This is a genomic window from Mitsuaria sp. BK041 (genome assembly GCF_014193085.1).
Classification (GTDB): domain Bacteria; phylum Pseudomonadota; class Gammaproteobacteria; order Burkholderiales; family Burkholderiaceae_C; genus Roseateles.
Genome location: NZ_JACHYT010000002.1, coordinates 810,669 through 830,450, shown reverse-complemented (window position 1 = coordinate 830,450; position 19,782 = coordinate 810,669). Strand labels below are relative to the sequence as shown.

The 19,782-nt window shown below is 71.9% G+C and carries 13 protein-coding genes; 6 read left to right on the top strand and 7 right to left on the bottom strand.

Going from position 1 to position 19,782, the window contains the following annotated elements; all coding sequences use genetic code 11:
* Window positions 1–81: 81 nt before the first annotated feature.
* On the bottom strand, window positions 82–2,127 hold the full coding sequence (locus FHT38_RS19525; RefSeq protein ID WP_255488862.1) for a beta-galactosidase: 2,046 nt from the start codon (window positions 2,125–2,127) through the stop codon (window positions 82–84).
* 287 nt (window positions 2,128–2,414) lie between these two features.
* On the opposite strand from FHT38_RS19525, the gene FHT38_RS19520 reads away from it, so the two are divergent.
* The 5 genes from FHT38_RS19520 to malG are packed head-to-tail and all read left to right on the top strand — an operon-like array spanning window position 2,415 to window position 9,850.
* Entirely contained in the window at window positions 2,415–4,982 is a 2,568-nt protein-coding gene (locus FHT38_RS19520) for a beta-galactosidase (RefSeq protein WP_183492953.1), read from the top strand.
* Window positions 4,983–4,985: 3 nt separating this feature from the next.
* On the top strand, window positions 4,986–6,173 hold the full coding sequence (locus FHT38_RS19515) for an ABC transporter ATP-binding protein (protein ID WP_183492952.1): 1,188 nt from the start codon (window positions 4,986–4,988) through the stop codon (window positions 6,171–6,173).
* Entirely contained in the window at window positions 6,158–7,399 is a 1,242-nt protein-coding gene (gene malE, locus FHT38_RS19510; RefSeq protein WP_183492951.1) for a maltose/maltodextrin ABC transporter substrate-binding protein MalE, read from the top strand. The genes FHT38_RS19515 and malE overlap by 16 nt, the downstream gene beginning before the upstream one ends.
* The gene (gene malF / locus FHT38_RS19505) at window positions 7,399–8,940 is read left to right on the top strand and encodes a maltose ABC transporter permease MalF (protein ID WP_183492950.1); all 1,542 of its coding nucleotides are present in this window, start codon (window positions 7,399–7,401) and stop codon (window positions 8,938–8,940) included. Before malE ends, malF begins: the two co-directional genes overlap by 1 nt.
* Window positions 8,941–8,971: 31 nt before the next feature.
* Complete coding sequence (malG, locus tag FHT38_RS19500) at window positions 8,972–9,850, top strand: maltose ABC transporter permease MalG (protein WP_254783458.1); 879 nt, start codon at window positions 8,972–8,974, stop codon at window positions 9,848–9,850.
* A 9-nt stretch (window positions 9,851–9,859) separates the two neighbouring features.
* Here malG and FHT38_RS19495 read toward each other — a convergent pair whose 3' ends face one another.
* The 6 genes from FHT38_RS19495 to FHT38_RS19470 form a co-directional block, all read right to left on the bottom strand.
* Window positions 9,860–10,912 carry a glycosyl hydrolase 53 family protein gene (locus FHT38_RS19495; RefSeq protein ID WP_255488861.1) on the bottom strand — a complete coding sequence of 351 codons (1,053 nt, stop codon included), beginning with the start codon at window positions 10,910–10,912 and terminating at the stop codon, window positions 9,860–9,862.
* Between the two features lie 140 nt (window positions 10,913–11,052).
* Window positions 11,053–13,752 (bottom strand): TonB-dependent receptor, encoded by a 2,700-nt coding sequence (locus FHT38_RS19490; RefSeq protein WP_183492949.1) that lies wholly within the window; start codon window positions 13,750–13,752, stop codon window positions 11,053–11,055.
* 107 nt (window positions 13,753–13,859) lie between these two features.
* Complete coding sequence (locus tag FHT38_RS19485) at window positions 13,860–15,203, bottom strand: glycosyl hydrolase 53 family protein (RefSeq protein WP_183492948.1); 1,344 nt, start codon at window positions 15,201–15,203, stop codon at window positions 13,860–13,862.
* Between the two features lie 216 nt (window positions 15,204–15,419).
* Complete coding sequence (locus tag FHT38_RS19480; protein ID WP_091727541.1) at window positions 15,420–16,670, bottom strand: DEAD/DEAH box helicase; 1,251 nt, start codon at window positions 16,668–16,670, stop codon at window positions 15,420–15,422.
* A complete protein-coding gene (dbpA, locus tag FHT38_RS19475; protein ID WP_183492947.1) occupies window positions 16,667–18,103 on the bottom strand; it encodes an ATP-dependent RNA helicase DbpA in 1,437 nt (478 codons plus the stop codon). Before dbpA ends, FHT38_RS19480 begins: the two co-directional genes overlap by 4 nt.
* Before the next feature lie 100 nt (window positions 18,104–18,203).
* Entirely contained in the window at window positions 18,204–18,713 is a 510-nt protein-coding gene (locus FHT38_RS19470; protein ID WP_183492946.1) for a DUF6265 family protein, read from the bottom strand.
* A 114-nt stretch (window positions 18,714–18,827) separates the two neighbouring features.
* Here FHT38_RS19470 and FHT38_RS19465 point away from each other — a divergent pair, with 114 nt between their 5' ends.
* A complete protein-coding gene (locus FHT38_RS19465) occupies window positions 18,828–19,769 on the top strand; it encodes a LysR family transcriptional regulator (RefSeq protein WP_183492945.1) in 942 nt (313 codons plus the stop codon).
* The last annotated feature ends 13 nt before the right edge of the window (window positions 19,770–19,782 follow it).

Here is a 19,782-nt window from a genome sequence, read left to right as displayed (position 1 = left end):
GAGGGCAGTGGGACGTGGATCGGAGGGGCGTGGGACCGGTGCGCCGGGTGCGCGAAGGGACGGACGATAGCGCGACCGGGCTCAATCGGACAGATGCCAGATGCCGACACCGCCGGGCGGCAGCGTCGCGCCGCCGAGCAAGGGGATCGCGCCCTGCGGCACGGGCACCACGGCCGGCTGCGGCCCGCGGTGGATCGCGAAGAGCCATTGGCCGCGGCGGCGCAGGCGCAGCCCGGGCGCCAGCGCCTCGGGGGCGAGCGGCGACAGGCCGGCCTCGCGGGCCGCGGCATCGACCCAGCGCAGCAGCAGTTCCGTGTCGACGTGACCGGCGTGCAGGTGGAAGCGCCCGCGCGCGAGCCAGGCCGGCGCGCCGTCCTCGTAGCGGGCCAGGACCCGGACCTCCTGCGCACCCGCGGCGTCGCCCGCATCGAGTTCGATCAGGTCGCGCCATTGCAATCCGACGCCGTGGCCGTGCGCGCCGGCATCGATCGCCAGCGTGCGGCCGGGGCGCATCGATTCCACGGCGCGCACGCGCACCGGCAGCCATTCGCGCAGCGGACCCGGCGGCAGCGGCTCGGCGATGGCGAGCCGGTCGGTCTTGCTGCCGGTGCGCGGCCCGGCGATGACGACCGCCGTGCTCGCGCGCAGCCGCTCGACCAGCGCCTCGTCCAGGTGCAGCGTGCCCGGCAGCACGACGAGGGGGTAGCCCGCGAGCGACGCGTCGGGCGCGACGATGTCGACGTCCAGGCCGAGCCGGCGCAGCGCGCCGTAGTACGCCAGCATCGGGCCGAAGCCCGCCATGTCCTTGCCCTGCGGCTGGATCTGCGCCATCCACAGCGACGGGTAGTCCATCACCAGCGCGACCGCCGCCGGCCGCATCGCCAGCGACGCCGCATCGCCGGCGGCGAGCAGCCGCCCGATCTCGGCGCCGACCTGCGCGGCTTCGCGGCCGCCGTCGTCCAGCGCGCCGTCCGGGCGGTTCAGTCCCGAATGCATCTGCTCCTGGCCGAAGGGCAGCTGGCGCCAGCGGAAGTAGGACACCAGCTCCGCGCCGTGCGCGAAGGCCTCCCAGGTCCACGCGCGGACCATGCCGGGCAGCGGCAGCGCGTTCCAGTCGGCCCAGTTCACCGGCCCGGCCTGCTGTTCCATCACCCACATCCGGCCGCGGCCGATGCCGCGGTACAGGTCGTGATGGAAGGCGGTCAGGTCCGGATGGCCGGTGCGCGCCCATTGCTGGCGCTCGGCCTCGGTGAGGAAGGTCGCGGCCGTGTCGACGTGGCCGAGCGGATAGCTGTCCCAGGCGGCGATGTCCAGGTCGGCGCCGCAGGCGTGGTGGTCGAACTCGGCGAACAGGCCCATGAAGTTGTGCAGCACCGGCCGGCCGGGCGCGTGTGCGCGGATCAGCTCGACCTGCAGCCGGTTGTAGCGCACCACCTCGTCGGAGGCGAAGCGGCGGAAGTCCAGCGCATGCGCGGGCAGCGGGCTCGTCGGCTGGCCGACCGGGAAGCTGACCTGCTCGAAGCTCAGGAACTGCAGGCCCCAGAAGGCGGTGCCCCAGGCCTCGTTCATGCGCTCGACGGTCTCGTAGCGCGCCCGCAGCCAGCGCCGGAACGCGGCCAGCGCGGCCGGCGAGTAGGACAGGGTGGTGTCGTGGCAGCCGTACTCGTTGTCGGTCTGCCAGGCGACGACGGCCGGATGCCCGCCGTAGCGACGGGCCATCGCGGTGACGATGCGCCGCGTGGCCTCGGTCAGCGACGGGCTCGAGAAGCAGTAATGCCGGCGCGCGCCGAAGGGCTTCACGCGGCCGTCGGCGCCCACGGGCAGCACGTCGGGATGGGCCTCGACCAGCCACTGCGGCGGCGCCGCGGTCGGCGTGCCCAGCACCACCGACAGGCCCTCGCCGGCGAGCACGTCGATCGCCTCATCCAGCCAGGCCCAGTCGAACTGCCCCGGGGCCGGCTCCATGCGGGACCAGGCGAATTCGGCGATGCGGACCGTGCCCAGGCCGAGCGCGCGCATCGCGCGGGCGTCCTCGCGCCAGCGCGCCTTCGGCCACTGCTCGGGGTAGTAGCACACGCCCAGGCGCAGCGGCGCCGGCGGATCGGACGGGAAGGAGATCGGGGGCATGAAGCGGGCGGGTGTCGGCCGAACGATCACGAGGATGCGTCAGCGTCGGTTAATCGATTAATCTGATTGGAGCAACCTGCGGGGGCGATGTCAATCGGAATGCCCAGCATCGGCGCCGAAGCGAGCGCGGCCGCGCGCGCGATGGCGTTCCGACAGCGTCGAAGCCAAGGGCGCTCCGCGTAGAATGCGGCCGCTTCTGCGGACTTACCCGTATTGCCCCCTGGGGTCGCCCTTGGTCTACTGACTCGGATTAAACGATTAACTGCCACTTTGGGCAGCACAACGACGTGAGCGAGACAACCCCGCCGGCGCCGGTGGCGCTACAGGTGCCCCCGACGGTGCCGACGCCCGAGACCGGCTTCCTGAACCTGGGCCTGTACCCGCATCCCACCCGCAGCCTCGAGGTCAACAGCCGGTACCTGGTGCTGGACGGCCGGCCCTGGATGCCGGTGATGGGCGAGTTCCACTACAGCCGCTATCCCGAGAACGAATGGGAGGCCGAGCTCGCCAAGATCAAGGCGGGCGGGGTGGACGTCGTCGCCAGCTACGTGATCTGGAACCACCACGAGGCGGTGCAAGGGCGCTGGCGCTGGGACGGCCAGCGCGACCTGGCGCGCTTCATCGACCTCGCGGCCGAGGCCGGCCTGTTCGTCTACCTGCGCCCCGGTCCGTGGGTGCATGCCGAAGTGAGGCTGGGCGGCTTTCCCGACTGGCTCGCCGCGACCTGCGAGCCGCGCAGCAACGATCCCGCCTACCTCGCCCACGTGCGCCGGCTCTACGGCGAGATCGCGGCGCAGGCGCGCGGCCGGTTGTGGTGCGACGGCGGGCCGGTGATCGGGCTGCAGCTGGAGAACGAATACGGCGGCACCGGTCCGGGTCGCGGCGCCGAGCACATCGCCGCGCTGAAGCAGCTGGCGATCGACGTCGGCCTCACCGTGCCGATCTACACCGTCACCGGCTGGCCGACGCTGGACATCCCGCCGCGCGAGGTGCTGCCGGTGTCGGGCGCCTACGCCGACGGATTCTGGCAGGGCTCGCGCGAAGCGCTGCCGCCATCGGGCGTGTTCCTGTTCAACACCCGTCGCGTGATCGGCGAAATGGGCAATGTCGACGGCACGCCGGCCGCGGGGTTGATCGATACGGCGCATTACCCGTTCTGCCTGGCCGAGGCCGGCGGCGGCATGGCGCAGAGCTACCACCGCCGACCGGTCGTGGGCGCCGACGACGTGCATGCGACGACGCTGGTCCAGCTGGGGTCGGGTGCCAACCTGTACGGCTATTACATGTATCACGGCGGCACCAACCCGGTCTGCGAGACGGGACCGCTCAACGAGACCCAGGCGACCGGTTATCCCAACGACGTGCCGCAGTGGGGCTACGACTTCCAGGCGCCGCTGGGCCAGTACGGCCAGGTGCGGCCGTCGTGGGGGCGGCTGCGCGCGCTGCATCAGCTGATGCGCGACTTCGGCGCGACCCTGGCGCCGTGCGAGGCGGTGCTGCCGGTGGACGGGCCCTTCGATCCGGCCGATCGCGCGTTGCCGCGCATCGCGCTGCGGGCGGCCGGTGCGTCGGTGGCGGAGGTGGAGGGCTTCGTGTTCGTCAACCACCATGTGCGCCATCACCCGCTGCCGGCGCGGCGGGACCTGGCCATCGAGCTGCGCACGGCCGACGGCGGGGCGCTGCGCCTGCCCAGCGAGGGCGGCGTGGCGCTGCGTCCCGGCGCGGCCTTCATCTGGCCGGTCGGACATCGCTTGGGCGCGGCGCGCCTGCGTCAGGCGACGGTGCAGCCGATGGCGCGCTGGACCGGGGCCGATGGCGACGTGGTGTGGACCGGCTTCAGCCTCGAGGGCATCGCGGCGGAACTGGTGTTCGATGCCCAGGGCCTGGCCACGATCGAGGTGCGCGGCGGGCATGTCGAGCGCCGCGGCGAGGTCTGGGTCGTGCGGCTGGATTCGCGCGAAGGGCCTCGGTTGGTGTCGGTGCGCGATACAGCGGGACGGATGCATCGCGTGCTGGTGCTGTCCGAGGCCGCCGCGGCGGCGACGGCGAAGGTCCGGATCGGCGGGCGCGAGCGGTTGATGTGGTCCAGCCATCCGGCGACGGTGGGCGTGGGCGCGGACGGGGAATTCATCGGCATGGACGCCGGCGTCGAGGAAGCGGCCTGGGTGCGCGTGTTCCCGGCGGAGGGGCTCGGCGGCGGGCGCGAGGAACTGGCGGTCGAATGGGCGGTGTGGTCGATCGCGGCAGGGTTGAGCGGGGCGGGAGGGCGCTGGCCCTCACCCTCGCCCTCTCCCGCGATCGCGGGAGAGGGAATGACCGAGGCGGCTTCCGGCAATGGCAATGGCAGCGGCAACCGCAATGGCAACGGCGATGGCGATCGGTACCGTGGCGAGGCGCGTCTCGCGGTCGCGTTGATGCAGGCCGCGGGCGAGCCGCCGGTGCTGCGCTGGGGGCCGCATGTGCCTTGGCGCGACGGGCCGGTGCCGCTGGTGCCCGACGAGGCCGCGCAGGCGGCCGAGGCCCACTGGGCGATCGTGCCGTCGGACGGGCTGCCGCGCGGCCGGGTCTGGCTGACGCTGGAGCTGGTCGGCGACGTCGCGCGGATCGAGGTGGACGGCGTCGTCGTCGACGACCGCTTCTGCGATGGTAGTCCGTGGACGATCGCGATCGATCGCTGGCGCCGCGCCGACGGCGCGTGGCCGTCGATCACGCTGGCGGTGCTGCCCATCGCGGCGGACCTGCCGGTGTTCCTCGAGCCGGAGGCCCGCGCGCTCGGCGCTGGTGCGGCGCTGCGCCGGGCCACGCTGGGCGTCGAACGCCGGCTCGTCATCGACCTGGGCGTCGGGGAGCGCTGAACCATGGCCTCGGTGCAACTGGAGCAGGTCGGCAAGACCTACATCGACGGCGGCGTGCCCACGGTGCACGACGTGACGCTGGACATCGCCGAAGGTGAGTTCTGCGTGTTCGTCGGCCCGTCGGGCTGCGGCAAGTCCACGCTGCTGCGCATGATCGCGGGGCTGGAGACGATCAGCAGCGGCGAGCTGCGTATCGGCGGCCGCCGCGTCAACGAGAAGGCGCCCGGCGAGCGCGACGTCGCCATGGTGTTCCAGAGCTACGCGCTCTATCCGCATCTGGACGTCGGGGAGAACCTCGGCTTCGGCCTGCGCCTGGCGCGCGTGCCCAAGGCCGACGCGCAGCGCCGCATCGAGGAGGTCGCGAAGCTGCTGCAGATCGACCACCTGCTGCGGCGCAAGCCGCGTGAACTGTCCGGCGGCCAGCGCCAGCGCGTCGCCATCGGTCGCGCGCTGGTGCGCCAGCCCGGCGTGTTCCTGTTCGACGAGCCGCTGTCCAACCTGGATGCCGCGCTGCGCCAGCAGACGCGGCTGGAGATCGCGCGGCTGCATCGCAGCCAGGGCCGGGCCAGCTCGATCTACGTGACCCACGACCAGGTCGAGGCGATGACGCTCGCGGACCGCATGGTGCTGCTGCAACCGCCGCCGCCCGGGGCCTTGCTGCCGCAGCCCAGCGTCGCGCAATGCGGCGCGCCGCTGACGCTGTACCGGCGGCCGCGCAACCTGTTCGTCGCGGGTTTCCTGGGCTCGCCGCGGATGAACTTCCTGCCCGCGACCCTGGTCGAGCGCCGCGACGACGGCGTGGTGGCCGCGCTCGCCGACGGCACGCGCCTGACGCTGCCGGTGCGCGCCGACGGCGTGAACGACGGCGACACCGTCACACTGGGCGTGCGGGCCGAGCACCTGCGCCCGGTCCCGGACGCGCGTGCTGGTGGCGCCTCGCCGGGCGCGCGCCTGAGCGAGCCGATCCGCACGCAGGTCCAGTGGCTGGAACACCTGGGCGACCAGAGCCTGGCCTACCTGGCGGGGCCCGGCGGCGCGCTGGTGTCCCGGCTGCCCGAGGGCCACGGCGCGCCCGCGATCGGCGAGGCCTTCCCGGTGGCGGCCTTGCGCGACGAGGTCCATGTCTTCGATCCGCGCGGCGAAGCGCTGCCGCGGCTGCACGAGGAGGCGGACGCATGCGCGGCCCGATGAATCCGCGGCGGCGCCAGGCGCTGCTGGCCGGTGCCGGCCTCGGTGCGTGCGGCCTGGCGACGTGGAGCGGCGCGGCGCGTGCGGCGCTGTTGCCGGACCGCGAGCCGCTGCGGGTCTGGATCAACGGCGACAAGGGCTACGAGGGCGTGGCCCGGATCGGCGAGCGCTTCACGCGCGACACCGGCGTGGCGCTGCGCGTCGAGCATCCGGAGAACGGCGTCTCCAAGTTCGAGCAGGCCGCCGCCGCCGGCAAGGGCCCCGACGTGTGGATCTGGCCGCATGACCGCGCCGGCGGCTGGGCCGCGTCCGGGCTGATCCGGCCGGTGGCGCCGTCGCGCCAGCTGCGCGAAGCGGTCGCGCCGATGGCGTGGTCGCCATGGCGCATGGGCGGCCGCACCTGGGGCTATCCGATCGCGATCGAATCGGTCGCGCTGATCGTCAACCTGGATCTCGTGACGCGCGCGCCGCGCAGCTGGGACGAGGTCTTCGAGATCGACCGCCGCCTGCGCCCGCAGGGCCGGCGCGCGATCATGTGGCCCTACAACGAGTTCTATTACACCTACGCGCTGATGTCGGCCGGCGGCGGTTATGCCTTCCGCCGTCGCGAGGACGGCAGCTGGGACGCGAGCGACAACGGCATCGACACCGAGGGCACGCGCGCCGGGATGTCGCTGCTCAAGCGCCTGGTCGACGAGGGCCTGGTGCCGCGCACCGCCACCTACGCCGAGAGCGAAGCCGCGATCAACGAGGGCCGCGTGGCCATGACCATCAACGGCCCCTGGGGCTGGAACAACCTCCAGAAGAGCGGCCTGCGCGTCGCGGCGGCACCGCTGCCGTCGCTGCGCGGGCGGCCCGGACGGCCGATGACCGGCGTGCTGGGCGCGATGCTGTGCGCATCGAGCCGGCAGCCGCTGCTGGCCACCGAGTTCATCGAGCGCTACCTGCTCAGCCTCGACGGGCTGCGCGCGATGCAGGCCCATGTGCCGCTGGGCGTGCCGGCCAACACGGCGCTGCTGGGCGAGTTGCGCGGCGACGCACTGGTCGAGGGCACCGCCGCGGCCGCCGCCTTGGGCGAGCCCATGCCCAACGTGCCCGAGATGGCGCGCTTCTGGACCGCGATGAACGCCGCGGTGCAGAGCATCACGCAAGGCCGCGAGACGGTGGCCGACGGCCTCGCCCGCGCCTCGCGGCGCGTGGCGGGGCAGGCGTCGAAGGAGGCGTCGTGATGCGCGCGCTCGCCCTCGGGCTGCATGTCCTGAATCTCGCCGCGGTGGCCGGGCTGCTGTTCCTGTGCCAGCAGCTGCTGCGCGCGCACGACGCGCTCGCCGCGATGGCGGTGCTCGGCGTCGCGGGCCTGCTGGTGCTGCTGCAGTTCAGCAAGCGCCTGCAGGCCTGGCGCTACGTGATGCCCGGCGTGTCGGCGGTGCTCGTCTTCATCGTGCTGCCGATGGCCTTCACGCTGGGCATCGCCTTCACCAACTACAGCTCGGCCCACCTGCTGTCCTTCGAGCGCGCGACCGACGCGCTGCTGCAGCGCACCGACAGCGAGGGCCTGGGCATGGACCTGAGCCTGCTGCGCGAGGGCGAGGGCGCCGCGGCCCGCTACCAGGCGCGCCTGCGCGACGATGACGGCAAGGACTGGCTCAGCGCGCGCTTCACGCTGCCCGCGCCTGGCGCGCCGGCCACCGGAACGACGGTGATGCTCGGCGCGCTCGAGGACGGCCAGCCGCTGCCCGGCGAACCGCTGCCGCCGCGCGCGCTCGTCGAGCTGCTGCCGCAACTGCGCACGCTGGTCCTGCGCACGCCGGACGACCGCCCATGGCGCCTGTCCAGCCTGCATCGCATTACCGACCAGGCGCAACGCTACGCGCCGATTGACGCCGACCGGCTGCGCGACCTGCGCGACGGCAGCATCGTCACGGCCGACCACGCCGCGGGCGTGTGGCGCGATGCGGCCGGCCAGGCGCTGGAGCCGGGCTTCCGCACGACGGTGGGATTCGCCAATTACGCCCGCATCTTCGGCGACAGCAGCTTCTTCGAGCCCTTCGTGCGCGTGTTCGTCTGGACCGTCAGCTTCGCGTCGCTGAACACGCTGCTGACCTTCGCGCTGGGCCTGTTCTTCGCCGTGGCGCTGAGCTGGCCCGCGCTCAAGGGCCGGGGCGCGTACCGCGTGGCGCTGTTCCTGCCCTACGCGGTGCCGGCCTTCATCTCGATCCCGGTCTTCCGCGGCCTGTTCAACGAGAACCTGGGCGAGATCAACCTGGTGCTGGACCTGCTCTTCGGCGTGCGACCGGGCTGGTTCAGCGACGCGACGCTGGCGCGCGCGATGGTGCTGACGGTCAACACCTGGCTGGGCTACCCGTACATGATGATCCTGGCGATGGGCCTGCTGAAGGCCATCCCCGAGGACCTGTACGAGGCCTCGGCGCTGGCCGGCGCGGGCCCGGTGACCAATCTGCTGCGGATCACGCTCCCGCTGATCGCGCGGCCGATGGCGCCGCTGCTGGTGGCCTCGTTCGCGGCCAACTTCAACAACCTCACGCTGATCGCACTGCTGACCGAAGGCGCGCCGGACTACCTCGACACCCAGGTCCCCGTCGGCGCGACCGACCTGCTGGCGTCCTACACCTACCGCATCGCGTTCAACGACGGCGGTCAGAACTACGCGCTCGCCTGCGCCATCTCCTCGATCGTGTTCGTGATCGTGGCGCTGCTGGCCTACGTCAACCTGCGCTGCTTCGGCGGCGCGAAAGCGACCCGGCGCTGAGCCGGGCGGGAGCTTCGTCATGGCGATGGTGATGACCTCTTCGCAGCGCTGGCGCGTCTGGGCGCTGCATGCGGTGCTGATCGCCTTCGTGGTGCTCAGCCTGCTGCCGCTGCTGATGATCGTGTCGATCTCGCTGCGGCCTGGCAACTTCGCCGGCGGCAGCCTGATCCCGAAGGCCATCAGCTTCGAGCACTGGCGCCTGGCGCTGGGGCTGCCGGTGGTCGACGCCCAGGGCCAGGTGACGCCGCCGCCGTTCCCGGTGCTGCAGTGGATCTTCAACTCGCTGAAGGTGGCGCTGGTGAGCGCGGCGGCCTGCCTGGCGCTGTCGGTCACCAGCGCCTATGCGTTCGCTCGGATGCGCTTCCGCGGCCGGGACGGCACGCTGACGGCGATGCTGCTGCTGCAGATGTTCCCGTCGGTGCTGGCGCTGGTGGCGATCTACGCGATCTTCGACCGGCTCGGCGACTGGGTGCCGTGGCTGGGGCTCAACAGCCACTGGAGCCTGGCGCTGGCCTACACCGGCGCGGTGGCGCAGCACATCTGGCTGGTCAAGGGCTACTTCGAGAGCATCCCGCCCGACCTCGAGGAAGCCGCCGCGGTCGACGGCGCGAGCCGCTGGCAGTCCTTCGTGCTGGTGCTGCTGCCGCTGGCCAAGCCGGTGCTGGCGGTCGTGTTCGTGCTGGCCTTCCTGGGCGCGATGATCGAATACCCGGTCGCCTCGGTGCTGCTGCACGACGAGCAGCAGCTGACGCTGGCGGTGGGATCGCGGCTGTTCCTGTTCAACCAGCGCTACCTCTGGGGCGACTTCGCCGCCACGGCCCTGCTCGCGGGCTTGCCACTGACGCTGATGTTCCTGCTGATGCAGCGCTGGCTCGTCGCGGGCCTGACCGCGGGGGGCGTCAAGTCATGAGGCGGGGGATCAGAAGGGATCCATCGCGCTGGTGAAGCGCCCGGAGCCATCGAGCGCGCCCCAGGTGTAGCCCTGCCAGCCGGGATAGGCCTGCGGCTCCCAATACAGGACGCCCAGGCCGTTGGCGCCCAGCGCGGACACGCGCGTGAGCAGGTCCGCGATCATGGCCTTGGACGCGGCGGCCTGCTGCCAGTCCATGCCGGTCTCCGCCACGATCACCGGCTTGCCGTAGCGCGACACCATGTCGGCCATGTTGGTCGACAGCGCCGCGTTGCGGCTGCTCCAGTTGCTGGACGTCGGATAGTGGGACATGCCGATCACGTCGTAGCGCGCGCCGTTGGCCTTCATGCCGTCGAAGAACCAGCGGAACACCGCGTTGTCGTGGCCGTTGGCCAGGTGCAGGATCACCTTGGCCGAGGGGAACACCGCCTTCACCGCGTCGTTGCCGTTGTTGATCAGCTTGACCAGGTTGGCGAAGCTCGATCCCGAGGCTTGCCCGTCGGGCCACAGCATGCCGCTGTTGATCTCGTTGCCGACCTGCACGTAGTCGACGGTCACGCCGTTGGTCTTGAGGTAGCTCAGGATGCCCTGCGTGTGCGCGTAGACGTCGCTCATCAACTGCGTGAACGAGTGGCTGGCCCAGCTGGCGGGCTTGGTCTGCTGGCCGGGGTCGGCCCACGAGTCGCTGTAGTGGAAGGTCAGCATGACCTTCTGCCCCTGGGCGATCGCGCGTTTGGCCTTGTAGAGCGTGTCGGCGCCGTCGCACCAGCCGCCGTTCGGGTTGACCCAGACGCGCAGCCGGATCGTGTTGATGCCCAGGTCCTTGAGCAGCTTGAACGGATCGGTCCTGGTGCCGGCGGCGTTGTAGAAGCTGTAGCCGGCCGATTCCTGCTGGCTGACCCAGCTCACGTCGGCGCCCTTGACCAGCGTCGCCGCCGCCGCGGGCAACGCGGTGAGCGCGGCGGCCAGGCCCAGTCCGGCGCCGATGGCTGCCCGGCGCGTGAGGCCTCCCGTGGCGCGGGCGGCCGCCGTCATCGTGGTCTTCATCGTCTTCGTCGTCATTCCCCTGTCTCCTTGGTGGTTGTGGTGGAGGGAACTCGGAGCGGTCCGGCCCGGCGTCACCGCTGACGCGCCGGGTGGGCAGGCGCGGATCGGGCCGCAAATGAAAAGGCCCGGCGCTCAGGCCGGGCCGGGGGCGGGGCTTACAGCTCCGCGCGCAGGCTGATCGCGAAGCGGCGATCGTCGGTGTAGGTGCCGCGCGGCAGGCCGTAGTCGCTGAACACGCTGCGGCGCACCGTCCGCGTCAGGTTGTTGCCTTCTAGGGCAATGCGCAGCCGGGGCGTGATCGCGTAGCTCAGGTAGGCGTCGACCATGCCGTAGCCCTTCATCGTCACCGGCGTCAGCGCGGTCACGCCGTCGTTGCTGGGGAAGCTCAGCCGCGAGCCGACGGTGTAGTCGCTGCGCCAGTTGTAGGCCAGCCGCGCGGAGAAGTCGCCCAGGTCGTACATCGCCACCAGGTTGGCGCTGCGCTTGGACAGCCCCTCCAGCGGTGCGCTGCGGCCGTCGATCGGGCTCGGGGCGGCGCTGTCCACCAGCGTGAAGTTGGCCTGCAGGCCCAGCCCGCGCAGCAGTCCGGGCAGCTTGTTGAAGAAGCCGGTGTAGCCGACCTCCAGGCCGCGGATGCGGCCGTCGCGGCCGTTGCTCGGCGTCGTGAGCGTGTAGCTGGTGCCGTTGATCGTGGTCTGCGTGCTGGTGGTCTGGATGAAGCCCGACACGTCTTTGTAGAAGGCCGCGCCGTAGACCGAATCGCTCTTGGACAGGTAGTACTCCAGCGTCGCGTCGACCTGGCTGGCGCGCAGCTTGTCGAGCTCCGGATTGCCCTGGTAGCCGGTCCGGTCGTTGACGTTGAGGCTCAGGCTGGGCGTGAGCTGGTCGAAGTTGGGTCGCGTGACCACGCGTGACAGCGCCAGCCGCGCCAGCAGGTCCGGCGTGAGCTCGAGCTTGAGGTTGAGCGAGGGCAGGAAGTCGGTGTCGGTCTTGGACAGGTCCACGCGACCGCCGCTGGTGGCGGTGTAGCCGCGCTGGGTGCGCGTGGTGACGGCGCGCACGCCGACGTTGCCGGTCAGCGGCAGGCCCGCGAGCGTGGTGTCCAGGTCGCCGGCGACGTAGACGGCCGCGGCGCGCTCGCGGAACTCGAAGCTCTGCGCCGGATCGAGCTCGGGCACCGTCAGGTTGAAGGTGCTGCGCACGGCTTGCGCGTCGCGCAGCCAGCGCGTGTCGGTGACGGTCAGCCACTGGCGCGGGATGTTGCCGCCGCCGGCGTCCTTGAGCAGGTTGTCGTAGGGCAGCAGGCCCACCGCCGGGATCTGCGACAGGTTGAACATCCAGATGTCGTCGATCGTGTTGATCTCGGCGCTGCTGGCGCGGCGGTCGTTGAGCCGCACGCCGGCGTGCAGCGTGGTCAGCGCGCCGAAGTCGACCGGCTTGTCGCCGTCCAGGCGCCAGGCGGTTTCCTTGCCGGTGTTGCGGGTGCGGAAGTACAGCGCCTTGTCAGCCCAGTAGTTGGCCGGGTTGTCGAGCTGCGCGGTGGGCGAGAACGCCGACGGCAGCTTGGTGCCCAGGTCGAAGCTGTAGCTGACCGGGTCGTTGGCGAAGGTGCCCAGGCGCACCTCCTGGTAGAAGCGGTCGAAGGTGCTGCGGGTGTGGCTGAGGTCGCTGCGCAGCGTGGCGTCGCCGACCTTCCACTTGCCGGCCAGCGCGAGCTGGTCGATCTTGGTGTTCTCGTCGGCCACCGAGCCCGAAGTGCTCATGCTCGCGCCCCAGAAACTGCCCGAGACGAACCGGCCGTTGGCGTCGGTCTGGATCGCGCCGTTCGGCCAGAGCTGGCCCTGGTTGGCGGTGTTGCTCCAGTTGGCCCAGAACGGCGAGGCGTAATGGCCGTAGACGTCGGTGCGGCTCTTGAGCTGCGTGTGGTTGAAGTCCAGCGTGTATTCGCTGCGGCCGTCGGGGCGCCATTGCAGCGAGGCGCTGGCGGCCTTGCGGTCGCGCTCGCCGAATTCATAGGCCAGCCACTGGCCCAGCGGCACGACGGTGCCCGAGCCATCGGCCAGTTGCGCCGGATTGTCGAGCTCCTGCGTGTCGGAGCGGTAATCGCGCTTCTGCGCCGACACGCTGAGCAGCGCGCCGAACTCGCCGGCGTCGGTGCGCCAGCGGTTGGACACCAGCAGCGAGCCTTCGCCGTTGTTCTTGTCGGCGAGCTCGGCCCGCGTGGCCTTGACCGAGCCGGCCAGCTTGAAGCCGGCGAAGTCGAACGGGCGACGGGTGCGCAGGTCGATGACGCCGCCGATGCCGCCCTCGATCAGGCTGGCGGTCGGGGTCTTGTAGACGTCGGCGCCGGCGAGCAGTTCGGCGGGCACGTCCTGGAAGGCCAGTCCGCGCTCCTTGCCGGCGGTGAAGATGACGCGGCCGTTGAGCAGCGTCTGCGTCTGCTGCAGGCCGCGCACCTGGACGCGGTCGCCCTCGCCGCGGTTGCGCGAGATCTGCACGCCGGTGATGCGCTGCAGCGCCTCGGCGACGTTGGCGTCGGGCAGCTTGCCGATGTCGTCCGCGACGATGGAGTCGACGACCTGGTCCGCGTTGCGCTTGATGTCCTGGGCCTTGATCAGGCTGGAGCGCTGGCCCTGCACGACCACGGTGTCGAGCGCGCTGCCGGCGGCGGACGCCGCGGCGGCCGGCGGCGCGGCCTGCGCGCGGGCGTCGGCCGGCAGCAGCAGCGCGGCACAGGCCAGCGCGACGGGCGCCAGCAGGAAGACGGAGGTGCTGGCGGCGCGGAGGGCGGGACGGGCGGCGGGGCGGATGCCGCGGGCGCGGGCGTCAGGCGTGGCGAGGGTGGACAGGGTCATGGTGTCTCCGTCGTTGGACGTGTCGTGTTGTTGTCGAGGGCCGCGTCGGGCGCTGCCTCGTGGCGTCGTGGGTCTCGGGATCGTGGGACGTCGGTCAGGGGAGGGCGTCAGCGACAGGGCGCCGCGTCGCGCATCGCGGTCAGCGAGGGCAGCGCGCGGCCCCGGTCGTCGAACAGCGTCTGGTTGGCCCAGCCGTTGCCGTCGCCGGTGCGCCAACCCGCGCCGGGCACCGCGAGCCAGGCGGGCTCCCAGTAGAAGACGCCCAGGCCCTGCGGCACCGCGGCCACCGCGCGGACCACGTCGCGCAGCATCCGCGCCTGGCCCTCGGGCGTGGCGGGATAACCGGAGCGGCGTGCGCCCTCCTCGTTGAAGACCGCGCCGCCGCCGCCGGGGTTGTCCAGCTGGTGGCCGTACGCGGTTTCGACCACCACCAGCGGTTTGCGGTAGCGGTCCGACAGCAGGCGCAGGTTGTCGCGCAGCGCGTCGTAGGGGTCGTGGTGATACGGGTACCAGCTCAGGCCGATGACGTCGTAGTCGAGCTTGGCGGCCTCGAACCCGTCGTAGACCCGGCGGAAGGTCTCGGCGCTCTTGCCGTCGCCCTGGTGCGCCAGGTGCAGCATCACCGGCAGGCGACCGCCGCGCAGCGCGTCGGTGGCCCGGACGCCGCGGATGCCGGCCCGCAGCAGCGCGATGAAGGCCGCGTCGCCGCCGACCTGCTCGTCGGGCGTCTGCTGCCAGGTCTTGCCGTCGGGCCAGAGCATGCCGCCGTTGATCTCGTTGCCGACCTGGATCATGTCCGGGTCGGTCCCCTGGTCGTGGAGGGCCTTCAGCACCTCGGAGGTATAACGTTCAACCTCCTGCGCCAGCGCCGCGCCATGCAGGCGGGTCCAGGCCGCGGGTTTCGCCTGTTTGCCGGGGTCGGTCCAGTGGTCGCTGTAGTGGATGTCCAGCAGCCATTTCATGCCTTGCGCCTTCAGCCGCCGGGCCAGCCGGAGCGTGACGGCCAGGCCGTTGTCGCCGCCGCCGACGGGCTCGCCGTGGCGCGAGACGATGCGGCCGTCCTCGATCACGTCGTGGGCGTTGACCGGCGTGTGCCACAGCCGCAAGCGGCCCCAGTTCATGCCGGCCGCGCGCAGGATCTGCAGCGCGGAGCCCGGCCGGCCGTCGGCCGTCGAGAACTTCCCGCCGCCACGCTCGACGGTCTCCAGCGTGGAGATGTCGACGCCGAGGATGAAGTCCTTGCGGTGGGAGGTCTGGATCGCGCCGTCCGCGCCAGTGTCGCAGCGGGGAACGGACGGAGCCGCCGGCGCAGACGCTGGCTCGGCGGTAGACGCGCCAGCAGACGCGGCCGCGGAGGCGACGGCTGATCCGGCGGCGCAGAGCGCGGCACCGGAGAGCACCAGGTTGCGTCGGGTGACGCCAGGACGGGGCAACGGGCGCGGCAGGATCACGGCTGTCTCACTCGCCGGGACGCCTGGCGGCGCCTCGGCCTTGTTGTCGGTGCCAGCTATCTTGCTGGTTAGGTTAATCGATTAACCTTGCGGCTAGTGTCGTCGATTGCCGCAGGGCGGGGGTGAGGGGTTTCCCGATCCCGCGCGGGCCTGACGCGCCGGCGTCACACACCAGCGTCACACACCGGCGTCACACACCGGCCTAACGCATCGGCCTCAGGTGCCGCGCTTCACCGTGGCCGCCGCCGCGGCGGCCCGGAGCTTGTCCTTCTTGCTCGGCCGCCGGCCCTTGACGCCGCCGGTCGCCGCGTCCGGCGGCGCGGTCTCGGTCGGCTCGAAGCCGGCGATGCGCTCGCGGGCGACGCGCCGTCCCTGGCGCTTCTCGATCAGGCGGAAGTGCGCTTCCGTCGCGGCGCTGATGAAGCTCACTGCCAGGCCGTTCTCGCCGGCGCGCGCGGTGCGGCCGATGCGGTGCGTGTAGTCCGCGGCGGCGCGCGGCAGGTCGTAGTTCACGACGACCGGCAGCCGCGCGATGTCGATGCCTCGCGCGCCGAGGTCGGTCGCCACCAGCACCCGCAGCCGGCCCGCCTTGAAGTCGGCCAGCGTGCGCGTGCGCGCGCCCTGGCTCGCGTCGCCATGGAAGGCGGCGGCCTCCAGGCCGGCCCGGCGCAGCTTGTCGGCCACGTGGTCGCAGGCATAACGCGTGGCGACGAAGACCAGCACGCGCGACCAGTCGCCGCGTTCGATCATGTGGCGCAGCAGCGGCGTGCGCCGCGCGGCATCGACCTCGACGGCATGCTCCTCGATCTGCCCCTCGGTGGCCGGCTCGCCGCTGACCTCGACGCGCACCGGGTCGTGCAGCAGCTGGGTCGTCAGCGCCTGCACCGCGTCCGGGAAGGTGGCGGAGAACAGCAGGTTCTGCCGCCGGCGCGGCAGCAGCGCCAGCACCTGCGCCAGTTCGTCGGCGAAGCCGGCGTCGAGCAGGCGGTCGGCCTCGTCGAGCACCAGGCAGTCGACGTCGCCCAGCTTCAGCGCGTTCTTCGCGACCACGTCGAGCAGCCGGCCCGGCGTCGCCACGACGATGTCCGCGCCGCCGCGCAGCGCCATCATCTGCGGATTGATCGACACGCCGCCATACAGCACCGAGACCTTGACCGGCTCGCGCAGGAAGCGCCCGACCTGGATCAGGGTCTCGCCGACCTGCGCGGCGAGCTCGCGCGTGGGCACGAGCACCAGCACCTGCGCGCGGCGCAGCGCCGGCCGCACGCCGGCATCGAGGCGCTGCAGCACCGGGAAGACATACGCGGCCGTCTTGCCGGAGCCGGTGGCGGCGCTGCCCAGCAGGTCGCGGCCGGCCAGGATCGGCGCGATGGCCGCGGCCTGGATGGGGGTGGGGCGGTCGAAGCCCAGTTCGTCGGCGGCGCGCAGCAGCGCGGGCGACAGTCCGAGGTCGGCGAAGTCGCTCACAGGCGCCTCACCTTCACCGACTTGCCCTTCACCTTGCCGGCATTGAGCCCGCGCAGTGCCTGGTCCGCCAGCTCGGGCGCGATGGCCACGTAGGTGGAGAACTCGTTGACGTTGATCTTGCCGATGCTGGCGCCGTCCAGGCCGAGGTCCTTGGTCAGCGCGCCCAGCACGTCGCCGGGGCGGATCTTCTCCTTGCGGCCGCCGAGGATCTGCAGCGTCACCATCGGGGGCCGCAGCGGCGGGCCGCCGGCCGTGGCGGTCAGCTCGGACAGCGGGTACCAGGGACTGACGCTGCCCTGCATCTGGTCGATGCGGCCGACGCGGCCCATCTCGTCCAGGCTGGCGAGGCTGAAGGCCCAGCCCGCTTCGTCGGCGCGGCCGGTGCGGCCGATGCGATGCACATGCACCTCGGGATCGGGTGTGATGTCGACGTTGATCACTGCCTCGAGCTGCGCGATGTCCAGTCCGCGCGCGGCCACGTCGGTGGCGACCAGCACGCTGCAGCTGCGGTTGGCGAAGCGCACCAGCACCTGGTCGCGCTCGCGCTGTTCCAGGTCCCCATGCAGCTCCAGCGCCACGATGCCCTGCGCCTGCAGCACGGCGACGAGGTCGCGGCACTGCTGCTTGGTGTTGCAGAAGGCCAGCGTGCTGGCCGGGCGGAAGTGGTTGAGCAGCAGGCCGACGGCATGCAGCCGCTCGGCCTCGGTCACCTCGTAGAAGCGCTGGCGGATCTTGTTGGCCGCATGGCGCTCGGTCAGCGTCACCGTCTTGGGGTCGCGCATGAAGCGGCCCGCCAGTGCGGCCACGTCGTCGGGATAGGTGGCCGAGAACAGCAGCGTCTGGCGCTGCTTCGGGCAATGGGCGACGACCTGGGCGATGTCCTCGGCGAAGCCCATGTCCAGCATGCGGTCGGCTTCGTCCAGCACCAGCGTGTTCAGCGCCTCCAGCGACAGCGTCTCGCGCTGCAGGTGGTCGAGGATGCGGCCCGGCGTGCCCACGACGATGTGGGCGCCATGCGCCAGGCTGGCGAGCTGCGTGCGGATCGGCACGCCGCCGCACAGGGTCAGCGTCTTGATGTTGTCCTCGGCACGGGCCAGGCGGCGGATCTCCTGCGTGACCTGGTCGGCGAGTTCGCGCGTCGGGCACAGCACCAGGGCCTGGACGGCGAAGCGGCGCGGATTCAGGTTGGCCAGCAGCGGCAGCGAGAACGCCGCGGTCTTGCCGCTGCCGGTCTTGGCCTGCGCGATCAGGTCGTGGCCACCCAGCGTCAGCGGCAGGCTCTCCGCCTGGATCGGCGTCATCGAGAGGTAGCCCAGCTGGCGCAGGTTGGCCAGCATGGCGGGGGGCAGGGGGAGGCGGTCGAAGGCGGTCGCGTCGGACGCGGGCGTCGGCGCCGCCGGGGCGGCGGAGCCGGTGGGATCGGTGCGGGTCATGCGCGATTGTCGGCGATCCGCGCCGCCGGCCCCGGGCCCGCCTGCCGGCGAATCGACGATGAAGTCGCGTTTCGGGCCTGCTCGGCGGGGCCGTCCGCCGTCAGGGCGCGGGCTTGGCCGCCTCGCAGGCCACGCGCCGCATCGGGAAGTCGATGCCGCGCGTCGTGCCGTTGCGCTGGCCCTCGATGCGGGCGGCGAGGCCGCTCTCGCCGACGGCGCGGTAGATCACGCGCTGGGGGAAATCGTGGGCCGGGTTCTCGAAGGTCACGGCGCGTTCGCCGATCGAGGTGGCCACGAAGGTCGCCTCCTTCTGCCGCGACGGCTGCGCGATGAAGACCGGCTGGCCCTCGGCGTTGAGCCGGATCTGCATGAACTCGTGCTCGACGGTGCGGCCGTTCCTGACCGTGCGGCCGATGCCCAGCATCGTGCCGCCGGCCAGCGGCAGCCAGTGCTCCACCGAGCCCGCTTCGCCCTTCTCTGCGGCCCAACAGCCGGCCAGCCAGCCGAGCCGCTCCAGCTGGACGTCCTCGGCATGGGCGTTGGCGGGGGCGAGGGCGGAGGCAAGGGCGGCAATCGGCAAGGCAATCACGGCGGCGAGGCGAGGGCACATGGCGTGGGCTCCGGGGGACGATGCGCGAATCTACCGCCGGCGCCGCGCTGGCGCCAGCCGGCGGCGAAAGAGAATGCGCCCGATCTCGCCAACAGCAATCAAGGTGACTCGACGATGGACCGATTCGATGCGCTGCTCGCCTTCGCCCGCGTGGTGGAGGCCGGCAGCTTCACCAAGGCGGCGCAGACGCTGCACCTGAGCAAGACCACCGTGACGCAGCTGGTGCAGCAGCTCGAGGCGCGCCTGCGGGTGAAGCTGCTGCACCGCACGACGCGGCAGGTCCGGGTGACGCCGGACGGCGCCGCGTATTACGAGCGCGTGGTGCGCGTGCTGGCCGACCTGGACGACGCGGACACGGCGCTGTCCAGCGCCACCACGTCGCCGCGCGGCCGGCTGCGGGTCGACGTGCCGACGCCCTTCGCGCGGCTGGTCCTGATGCCGGCGCTGCCGGAGTTCCATGCGCGTCATCCGGAGATCCAGCTCGACATGGGCGTCAGCGACCGCATCGTCGATGTCATCAGCGACAACGTCGACGCGGTGCTGCGCGGCGGCGAGGTCACGGTGCCGTCGCTGATCGCGCGACGCATCGGCGAGCTGCCGCTGGGCGTGTATGCCGCGCCGTCCTACCTGGACGCGACCGGCGTGCCCGCGCATCCCCGCGACATCGAAACGGACCCGCAGCGCATCGTCGGTTTCCTGCGCGCGAGCACGGGACGCATCGCGCCGATCCAGATGCGGCGCGGGGAGGAATCGGTGGAGGTGCGCGGCCGCTACGTCGTCGCGGCCGACGATGGCAATGCCTACCTGGCGGCCGGGCTTGCGGGCATGGGCGTGCTCTGGCTGCCGCGCTACATGGCCGGGCCGCATGCGGCGCGCGGCGAGCTCGTGCCGCTGCTCGAGGACTGGACGATGGACCCGATGCCGATGTACCTCGCCTATCCGCCCAACCGCAACGTCAGCGCCAAGCTGCGCGTGTTCATCGACTGGGTCGACGAGTTGATGCGACGGCATGCGCCGGCGATCGTGCCGGCGGCGTCAGGGCCAGGCGAAGGTTGATCTGCGCGTCGGG